Raw genomic sequence first — 6,870 nt, forward strand, 5'->3', positions numbered from 1 at the left:
CCGACGACAGCGCTGAACGGATAGTGCTGTGGCATGTGGGGCTCCCGCTCGATCTGCCATCGATGACGGGCACGGTTGCGTCCGCCATTCAGCCTCGAGGCCGGTCTTCGGACTTCCTGGGTTGCCCCAGGTCACCGCAGCGGGCCCTGTGCCGGAATCTCACCGGCTTCCCGATTCTCCCCGTGAGGGGCACCTCGAGACTGTGCTGGCAAGAGTATCCGGCGGTCTCCGGTTTGTCAGACCCGTCCGTCGTCCGGACCCTGGGTGCGGCCTTGCTCCCACGCCTCGTGGCGCTGGCGTGAGCCGAAGTCGCACACCATGACGACGGCCGTCAGAGCCAGCAACACGAACACGGTGTGTTCCACGAACGACGGACCGGGCCACATCTCGTCGGTCAGCAGCTGCAGCTCGATGCCGTTGAGCACCCAATCGCCGATGAGCGCGATACCGATTGCACCTGTCGCCCACCAACGGAACCGGCTCAGTCGGCGGACTGTGTCCTGGTGGAAGGGGCCGTTCTCCCAGGTCTGCTTGATGATCCGGCGAAGTACCATCATCGATCCAACGAAGGCGATCAAACGGATGGTGCCGCTGACCTGATCCAGGACCCGGGCGGCATACGGATGCTCGAATTCGTCGTACGGCTTGCAGTAAGCCCGTTCCGCCGTTGCGGTGCGGACGCCGTCGCTCGTGGTCTTGCCGAAAGAATTCTCGTACTCGAACATCTCATCGCCGGTCGGCGCGATGATGCACATCTGTTCTTCGAGGCTGTCGCCCATGGTGAATCCAGATGACGGGATCAACGTCAGTAGGACGATGCCCATCACTGCAGCGGCGAGGGCCGCCGCGAGGGTTACCAACCACGCGACCGCGCCCCAGGGTGTTGTCGACTTGTTCGGCTGCATGAACCTGCACGCTAGGGCACCGGCCCGCAGGTCACGACGCGTTCGGCAGATATCGTCACCACCATGGGTACACAGGTCACAGTCGTCGGTATCGGCGCAGACGGCTGGACCGGACTCTCGGCGTCGGCACGCGCGCTGGTCGAGGGAGCCGACGTCGTGCTGGGAGGCAAGCGTCACTTGGCGATGCTGCCCGAGGCCGACCAGATTCGTGAGTCCTGGCCCTCCCCGCTGCGCGAGGGATTGCCGGCACTGATGGAGAAGTTCGACGGGATGCAGGTTGTCGCACTCGCCTCCGGCGACCCACTCGTGTCCGGCATTGCGACAACACTCGTCGACCTGCTCGGCAAGGACGCCGTCGAGATCGTCCCCGCGCTCTCCTCCGTGGCCCTTGCTCGCGCCCGTATGCGCTGGTCGGCTGAGTCGACCGAGGTCGTGACGCTGGTCGGTCGTGATCCGAACGTCGTCGCTCGCTCGCTTGCGCCGGGTCTGCGACTCCTTGTGCTGTCCTCCGACGGATCGACCCCGGCAGAAGTCGCCAGGTTGCTCACCGCTGCTGGCTACGGAGCGAGTCCCCTGACGGTGCTGGCGGACCTCGGCTCGGAGACCGAGTTGCGTACGGACGGGATCGCCGCTTCGTGGGGTGACCAGCGTGTGTCCGACCTCAACGTTGTGGCCGTCGAGCTGATCAGCTCCGGTGCCGCGGCACTCGGATTTGTGGCTGGTCTGCCTGAGAGCGCGTTCGAGCACGATGGGCAGATCACCAAGCGTGACGTACGCGCCTCGGCCCTCGCGCGTCTGGCGCCGCTTCCGGGTCAGTTGCTGTGGGATGTCGGCGCTGGCGCCGGCTCGGTCGCCATCGAGTGGCTGCGCGCTCACCCAACGTGCCGGGCGATCGCGATCGAGGCGCGGGAGGATCGAGCCGAACGCATCGCTCGCAACGCTTCGACGCTCGGCGTACCTGCTCTGAATGTTCTGACCGGGCATGCGCCCGAGGCTCTGGAAGGTCTCGAGTCTCCCGACGCGATCTTCATCGGCGGCGGCGCGTCCGAGGACGGCGTCCTCGATGCGTGTTGGACGGCACTTCGCCCGGGTGGTCGACTCGTCGTACACGGCGTGACCCTCGAGACCGACTCTGAGCTGGCGGTTCGCTACTCGCAGCTGGGCGGAGAGCTCACCCGGCTCCATGTTGAGCACGCTGCTCCGATCGGCCGGTTCACGGGGTGGACCCCTGCTCGTGCGATCACGCAGTGGGCCGTCACCAAGGGTGACGACGCGTGACGGTGCACTTTGTTGGCGCCGGACCCGGTGCGGCCGACCTCCTGACGTTGCGGGCAGTCTCGCTGCTCAATGTCGCTGACGTCTGCGTCTATGCCGGCACCTACATCGATGAGGCTGTGCTCGGCCATTGCCCTGATGGCGCACAGCTCGTCGACACGCAGGACCTCGATCTCGACCAGATCACGGCTCGGATCGTCGATGCCCACGCTGCAGGCCTCGAGGTCGTACGGCTGTGCTCCGGCGATCCATCGATCTACTCCGCACTGCACGAGCAGACCAAGCGGCTCGACGCCCATGGCGTTCCGTGGGACGTGACTCCAGGCGTACCGGCATATGCCGCGGCCGCGGCGCTGCTCGGTGCCGAGCTCACCGTGCCCGAGATCGTTCAGTCGGTGGTGCTGACGCGCACGCAGGCGCGCTCCACGGCGATGCCGTCCGGTGAGGCGCTGGCCAACTTCGCCGCAACCGGCTCCACTCTCGTCTTGCATCTAGCGATCACCCGCGCCCGTACACTCGCCACCGAGCTCGCGGAGGCGTACGGAGCCGATTGCCCCGTCGCAGTTGTCGCGAACGCGAGCCAGCCGACCGAGGTCGTCCTCCGCGGAACCCTCGGCGACATCGCCGACCAGGTCGAGGCCGCCGGGCTACGTCAGGCCGCCGTCATCCTCGTCGGCAAGGCGCTGGCCGAAGACGTACGCGGTGCTGAGTCCTACCTCTACGACTCGAAGCGCGACCGCTCCGCGAAGCGGGGGGTCCAGACCTGACCTGCGGGCGTCGTACGCGTGCCGCTGGCGCCGATGATCAGCAGACACTTCATGTCGATCGTGTCTGGATCAAGCTTCTCCAGCGTCGTGACAGTCAGTGACTCCTCGTCCCGTCCGACATCTCGGCCCACGACAACGACGGTGTCGCCGGAGCGATGCTCGAGCAGGATCGACTGAGCCTCCGCAACCTGCGTCGTACGAGAGCGGGAAGCCGGGTTGTAGATCGCCAGCACGAGATCGGCCTTGGCGATGGCGCGTAACCGCTTCTCGATGAGCGACCAGGGCTTGAGCCGGTCCGACAGGCTCATGACCGCGAAGTCGCCGCCGATCGGTGCACCCGCGCGCGCTGCGACGGCCTGCACCGCCGAGACGCCGGGCAGTACGCGAATCGGCACATCGGCGTACGCCTCGTCCTTAGCTGCCTCGTAAACGGCTGCGGCCATGCCGAAGATGCCTGCGTCACCGCCGGACACGACGGCGACCCGTTCGCCCTTCAGCGCGAGGTCGAGGGCCAGGCGGGCGCGATCGACCTCGACAGTGTTGCCGGAGGCGTGCCGGGTCAGACCTTCACGCTGCGGGACCCGGTTCACATACGGCGCGTAGCCGACGATGTGCTGGACCTCGGCGAGTGCTTCGGTGACCTCGGGCGTGATCCACTTGTCGGGTCCTGGTCCGAGACCGATGATCAAGAGCTCGGCCGCTTCACCGGTTGGTCTCGTGGGCATCTCAGCGACCGAGGGCTTCGAGTCGCCGGGGACGACGATCAGGGAAAAGTACGGGACCGAGTCGGGATCGACGTCGGTGACCGGCAGCCATCGCTCCTCGGGCATCGAAGCGCGCTCGACATACAGTGCGCCGTCCAGTCGACCGGCCTGGCGAAGCGCCGAGACCACCTTGGGGAACGTGCGGCCGAGCTTCATGATGATCGCGCCGTCGGTGTCGGCGAGACGCCTGGCCAGCTCGGCTTCGTCGAGGGTGCCGGGCAGGATTGTGAGGACGTCGGTCTGTCGTACGAGCGGTGAGGCGACGGCTGCCGTCGCCGCGGCGAACGCCGGAACGCCGGGCACGACCTCGGTCTCGAACCGGTCGGACAGCCGGTCGTGCATGTACATGTAGGACCCGTAGAACAGCGGGTCACCTTCGGCAAGGACGACGACCGTTCGGCCAGCCTCCAGGTGAACCGCGAGCCGAGCCGCGGACTCCTCGTAGAACTCGGCCATCGCACCGGCATAGCCGCCCGGGTGAGCGGTCTCGCCGGTCGTCACGGGATAGCGGAGCTCTTCTTCGATCACGCCGTCGGGGATGAGTTCGGCGGCGATGCGGCGGGCATTCGACTGCTTGCCGACTCCGGCATGGAAGGCGATGACGTCGGCTGCCGCGATCAGGCGGGCAGCCTTGAGCGTCACGAGCTCGGGGTCGCCGGGACCGAGCCCGACTCCGTACAACCGGCCGGTCATTCGCGCTCCTGAGCGATCGCGTTGAGTGCCGATGCGGCCATGGCCGATCCGCCGCGTCGTCCGTGCACCGTCAAATAGGGGATGTCGAGCTTGCGGTGTTGTTTCGAGAGGCGAGCGAGCGCTTCCTTGGACTCCGCGGCGCCGATGAAGCCCACGGGCGTACCGATGATCGCGGCGGGGTGGGGTGCGCCGTCGAGCAACATCTCGAGGAGGTGGAAAAGCGCGGTCGGAGCATTGCCGAACGCAACCACGGCACCCTCGAGGCGGTCCTCCCACAACGAGACAGCCGCGGCCGAACGGGTCGTGGCCCATTCCTTCGCCAACCCAGGGACCCGCTCATCGCGCAGGAAGCAGAGCACCTCGTTGTCCTTGGGCAACCGTGCGCGGGTCACGCCCGAGGCGACCATGTTGGCGTCCGTCAGGATCGGCGCACCCGACTCGAGGGCACCACGAGCTGCCGCGACCAGGCGCGGGTGGATGTCGAGGTCTCGGGTCAGATCGACCTGTCCGCAGGCGTGCACCATGCGTACGGCGACCTTCTCGGCGTCGGCCGGAATGTGCGACAGCTCTGCCTCGTCGCGGATCGTCGCGAACGAGTCGACGTAGATCGCCGGGCCGTCGGCCACGTATTCGTAATGCCGGGTGGGACGCTTCATTCGTTCTCCAGATCGGGGATGACGATGCTCCGCCACGGCGTCACGATCACCTCGGTGCCGGCGCGATCCAGGATCGTGGTGGCGAGCTCGGAGGTGAGCAGACCGTCGGGGACTGCAACATGTTCGGCGCTGCGGCCGTCGTCCTGCGCGATGATGCCGTATGGCGGGGGGAGGGCACTGACCTGGGTCCGCAGGTCGCGGGCATGGTGCTCATTGAGAAGTTCTTCGCCGCCGCGAGGTAGTTCGTCGACATGCCACAGCGCGGTTTCGCCGTCACCGCGCAGAGCGAGAAACCTGCGCGCGTACGACAGCAGTGCCTCGGGTGCTTCGTCGAGTGGCACGAGTGGACCCCACAGATGCGAGCCGATTCGGAGCTGGACCGTCTCGGCGTCGATTGCCATTAACCCGAGGTCCAGGGACCGAGACTCGATGTCGCCGCGCCCGTCATCGAGCACGAACAAGAAGCGTCCGGCCAAGGCTGCGAGGTCCGGATCGGCGCATAGCTGGCGATCCAACTCGAGCGCCATCTCGCGGAGGTCGGCCTGACCGCCGATACGCCCGGTCAGGGGCGAGACCATGACATTGCGTACGAGCTCATGGCTCGGTGACGGCAGCAGGCCAGCGTCGGTGAGGGCGTCGACCAGTGCGGTCGGGACGCAGCCGTCTGCATGGTCGATACCGCGGAGCTGCAGGTTGGTTCGCTTGGTCAGCAGGATCGTGCCGTCGGCATACTTCCCGGCGATCGCGACCAGATCCCGCAAGGTCGAGGTGGGCAGCACGCCACCGATGAGTCGTAGCCGTACGAGCGCTCCGTCGTCGGCGATCCACGGGCGCAGGACGCCCGGACACCGGTCGGAATAGGAGCGATTCTTCACCCCGTCATGGTGTCACGCGGGTGTTGGCGCCTCGTCCAGCACACAGTCGCCGCAGATCCCAGCGTCCGGCACTCGGTAGAACAAGCAGCACGAATGACGCCTGAACGAAGTGCCGAGGTCGCCGGTGCCCTGCAGAGTTCCCGACGCGAGCAGGTCTTGTACGAGTGCGGTGGCGCTCTCGGCCTTGTCAGGACGCGCGGCCGTGAGCATCGTCAGTGCGCCCGCGAGGCTCGACGCGACGTTGCCCCACAGCACCTGCTCGGACAGCGCGAACTCTCGCGCGAAGGCGTCCAAAACTGGCGTGACAATCGGCTGCAGGATCTTCTCGTCGAGACCTTGAGGGGTCGTCGGCGCTGAAGCGCTGCGTGCCATCGGCCAGGGGCCGCCAAGCGTGGGCTTCCACCACAGGGCATCAAGCGACAGGTTCGGCACGTGGTCGGTGAGCGCTGCGCAGGCGAAGGCCGGAGACACGAGTCGTGCCGCGAGGCCCAAAAAGACGATCGACGCCGTGGCCCGCTCCTCGATCTCTTCGACTGGAACGCGCGATCGCTCGGCGAGCATCTCCCGCGCAGCCATCACCCGCTCGGCCAGTACGTCGGGGCGCTCGACGAGCTCGCGCAGCGGGCGCCAACCGGCATCCGCGGTCCAGCGGTCGAGGACGAAGAACGGTCCGACCTCGGCTGCCAGGTCGAGGGCCGCGTCATCCATACCGGCCATCATCTCGTACGTCGACGGGCCGGTAGTCTGGTCTGCACTTCCACGACGCAGGAATCCGGTGCAACTCCGGAGCGGTTCCGCCACTGTGTGCCGACAGGCCAGCCAGACACTGAGCGTGGAGCAACCCACCACACGGGGCGAGAACCCCGAGGAGGAACATGACGCGCATCGCGCTGCTGTCCACGTCCGACACCGACCTGCTGTCGGCCCGCTCAAGC

7 protein-coding genes and 2 riboswitches are annotated in these 6,870 nt (G+C 67.0%); of the genes, 2 read left to right on the forward strand and 5 right to left on the reverse strand.

The features are described from left to right. Positions 1–81: 81 nt before the first annotated feature. Positions 82–212: riboswitch (cobalamin riboswitch) on the reverse strand. A gap of 24 nt (positions 213–236) precedes the next feature. After that, positions 237–905, reverse strand: a complete 669-nt coding sequence (locus V6M39_RS13570; protein ID WP_332644347.1) for a hypothetical protein — start codon at positions 903–905, stop codon at positions 237–239. A gap of 63 nt (positions 906–968) precedes the next feature. Here V6M39_RS13570 and cbiE point away from each other — a divergent pair, with 63 nt between their 5' ends. Beyond that, on the forward strand, positions 969–2,183 hold the full coding sequence (gene cbiE / locus V6M39_RS13575) for a precorrin-6y C5,15-methyltransferase (decarboxylating) subunit CbiE (protein ID WP_332644348.1): 1,215 nt from the start codon (positions 969–971) through the stop codon (positions 2,181–2,183). Continuing rightward, positions 2,180–2,947 carry a precorrin-4 C(11)-methyltransferase gene (gene cobM, locus V6M39_RS13580; RefSeq protein ID WP_332644349.1) on the forward strand — a complete coding sequence of 256 codons (768 nt, stop codon included), beginning with the start codon at positions 2,180–2,182 and terminating at the stop codon, positions 2,945–2,947. Before cbiE ends, cobM begins: the two co-directional genes overlap by 4 nt. Here the strand turns inward: cobM and V6M39_RS13585 are convergent. From V6M39_RS13585 to V6M39_RS13600, 4 genes are read right to left on the reverse strand one after another with little or no spacing between them, the layout of a single operon-like run. Further along, positions 2,899–4,404 carry a precorrin-2 C(20)-methyltransferase gene (locus tag V6M39_RS13585; RefSeq protein WP_332644350.1) on the reverse strand — a complete coding sequence of 502 codons (1,506 nt, stop codon included), beginning with the start codon at positions 4,402–4,404 and terminating at the stop codon, positions 2,899–2,901. The genes cobM and V6M39_RS13585 overlap by 49 nt on opposite strands. Continuing rightward, the gene (locus V6M39_RS13590) at positions 4,401–5,060 is read right to left on the reverse strand and encodes a precorrin-8X methylmutase (RefSeq protein WP_332644351.1); all 660 of its coding nucleotides are present in this window, start codon (positions 5,058–5,060) and stop codon (positions 4,401–4,403) included. The genes V6M39_RS13585 and V6M39_RS13590 overlap by 4 nt, the downstream gene beginning before the upstream one ends. After that, a complete protein-coding gene (locus V6M39_RS13595) occupies positions 5,057–5,935 on the reverse strand; it encodes a nitrite reductase (protein ID WP_332644352.1) in 879 nt (292 codons plus the stop codon). The genes V6M39_RS13590 and V6M39_RS13595 overlap by 4 nt, the downstream gene beginning before the upstream one ends. A gap of 12 nt (positions 5,936–5,947) precedes the next feature. Further along, positions 5,948–6,643, reverse strand: a complete 696-nt coding sequence (locus tag V6M39_RS13600; RefSeq protein ID WP_332644353.1) for a (2Fe-2S)-binding protein — start codon at positions 6,641–6,643, stop codon at positions 5,948–5,950. A gap of 7 nt (positions 6,644–6,650) precedes the next feature. Further along, positions 6,651–6,784: riboswitch (cobalamin riboswitch) on the forward strand. The last annotated feature ends 86 nt before the right edge of the window (positions 6,785–6,870 follow it).

The sequence above is a fragment of the Aeromicrobium sp. genome, assembly GCF_036675695.1.
In the GTDB taxonomy this organism is placed as follows: Bacteria; Actinomycetota; Actinomycetes; order Propionibacteriales; family Nocardioidaceae; genus Aeromicrobium.

What these genes read in the sequence shown, in the direction of transcription:
- V6M39_RS13570 (WP_332644347.1), bottom strand. Translation starts at nt 905, where the DNA reads ATGCAGCCGAACAAGTCGACAACACCCTGGGGCGCGGTCGCGTGGTTG.
- cbiE (WP_332644348.1), top strand. Translation starts at nt 969, where the DNA reads ATGGGTACACAGGTCACAGTCGTCGGTATCGGCGCAGACGGCTGGACC.
- V6M39_RS13585 (WP_332644350.1), bottom strand. Translation starts at nt 4,404, where the DNA reads ATGACCGGCCGGTTGTACGGAGTCGGGCTCGGTCCCGGCGACCCCGAG.
- V6M39_RS13590 (WP_332644351.1), bottom strand. Translation starts at nt 5,060, where the DNA reads ATGAAGCGTCCCACCCGGCATTACGAATACGTGGCCGACGGCCCGGCG.
- V6M39_RS13600 (WP_332644353.1), bottom strand. Translation starts at nt 6,643, where the DNA reads ATGGATGACGCGGCCCTCGACCTGGCAGCCGAGGTCGGACCGTTCTTC.